Below are 1,523 nucleotides of genomic sequence, written 5' to 3' on the forward strand. Positions count from 1 at the left end.
TGATAAGGGTGTCCGATTAGTAGGAACTGATATCCAGTTGTTTATTGCTGAAAATTTTGGTTATCAATATCATCTTTCAAGTGTCTACAAATTACTTCATCGCCTAGGTTTTTCATGGATAACCTCACGCACTAAACACCCCAAGCAGTCCCCAGGAGCTCAAGAAGATTTTAAAAAAATTCCAAATAAAAACGATCCTTAAGATCCCAGGCCATATCTCATTAGATAGCGTTGATATTTGGTTACAAGATGAGGCGCGTTTTGGCCAACAAAACACAACAACATGATTATGGGCGAAAACGGGTAGCAGGCCATTAGCCGTGAAACAACAACAGTTTGAGTATGCATATCTATTTGGCTCAGTCTGTGTAACGAATGGCGCTAGCGAGGCGATGGTTGTACCATTTGTTAATAAAGAGATGATGAGAACACATTTATTACAGATATCCAAAGCCACTGTCAGTAATAGGCATGCCGTTGTTATTATGGATGGTGCAGGTTGGCATGTTGATAATATTGATGCAGGCTTGAATAACGTTTCAATAATAAAATTGCCACCATACTCACCGGAACTAAATCCAATAGAGCAAGTGTGGAGCTGGTTAAGGCAACATCACCTAGCTAACCGAAGTTTTAAAGGCTATGACAATCTTGTTGATGAAGTATGTAAAGCGTGGAATGACTTTGTCAGCATCCCTCTAAGAGTGAAAAGTATGTGCTTTAGAGACTGGATGAAACTGAACAGTTAATTTTAAAGATTAGTATTATTCACATCCCACCTTATTCTCCTGAATTAAATCCAATCGAACAAGTCTGGTCATGGATGAGGCAAAATGAAATTGCCAATCGTGTTTTTAGTAATTATGAAGATATTGAAGAGAAGTGCACTATTGCTTGGAATAACTTTAGAAGTGATATTAATAGAGTCATTTCACTATGCTTAAGATCGTGGATTAATTTGACCAGTTAATTTTACAGATTGGTATCAGTAACATTTTTACAGTGTTACCTTGAGTGTTACTTAAAATATTGGATTGTGCAAGACGACATAAAACGCCAAAAGACCTAAAAGAAGGGCAAGCTGTTGACAAACATTAGGTTTTGTAAGGTTTTTAGACTTCAAAATACTTTAGGGAATGAAGATATGGTGCTGATAGGCGGATTTGAACCGCCGACCTCACCCTTACCAAGGGTGCGCTCTACCAACTGAGCCATATCAGCAAAAGGGGATCTGATAATGACCTACTTTCACATGGGGAGACCCCACACTATCATCGGCGCAACTGCGTTTCACTTCTGAGTTCGGCAAGGGATCAGGTGGTACCACAGCGCTATTATTATCAGAAAAAAGCGTATATTTATATATGTTTATAAATATTAAAACCCCAGCCATTTAGACTGGGGTTTTGAATTAGGCGCTTGGCGATGACCTACTTTCACATGGGGAGACCCCACACTATCATCGGCGCAGCTGCGTTTCACTTCTGAGTTCGGCATGGGATCAGGTGGTACCACAGCGCTAT

Annotated in this window: 1 protein-coding gene, 1 tRNA gene, 2 rRNA genes and 2 pseudogenes; 3 read left to right on the forward strand and 3 right to left on the reverse strand. The window is 39.8% G+C overall.

Annotated features, from left to right (window positions below):
- The 3 genes and pseudogenes from V5290_RS17190 to V5290_RS17200 form a co-directional block, all read left to right on the forward strand.
- Window positions 1-202, forward strand: a 202-nt coding sequence (locus V5290_RS17190; protein WP_333388710.1) for a winged helix-turn-helix domain-containing protein, incomplete at its 5' end; no start/stop codon positions are given.
- A gap of 85 nt (window positions 203-287) precedes the next feature.
- A pseudogene (locus V5290_RS17195) lies at window positions 288-749 on the forward strand (IS630 family transposase); the annotation flags it as partial.
- A gap of 8 nt (window positions 750-757) precedes the next feature.
- A pseudogene (locus V5290_RS17200) lies at window positions 758-970 on the forward strand (transposase); the annotation flags it as partial.
- A 175-nt stretch (window positions 971-1,145) separates the two neighbouring features.
- Here V5290_RS17200 and V5290_RS17205 read toward each other — a convergent pair.
- The 3 genes from V5290_RS17205 to rrf (V5290_RS17215) form a co-directional block, all read right to left on the reverse strand.
- A tRNA-Thr gene (locus V5290_RS17205) sits at window positions 1,146-1,221 on the reverse strand.
- Window positions 1,222-1,229: 8 nt separating this feature from the next.
- Window positions 1,230-1,345: ribosomal RNA gene (gene rrf / locus V5290_RS17210) — 5S ribosomal RNA — on the reverse strand.
- 72 nt (window positions 1,346-1,417) lie between these two features.
- A 5S ribosomal RNA gene (gene rrf, locus V5290_RS17215) occupies window positions 1,418-1,523 on the reverse strand; the annotation flags it as partial.

Origin of the sequence: Psychromonas arctica, assembly GCF_036697365.1 — a bacterium.
GTDB classification, from domain to species: Bacteria; Pseudomonadota; Gammaproteobacteria; order Enterobacterales; family Psychromonadaceae; genus Psychromonas; species Psychromonas arctica_A.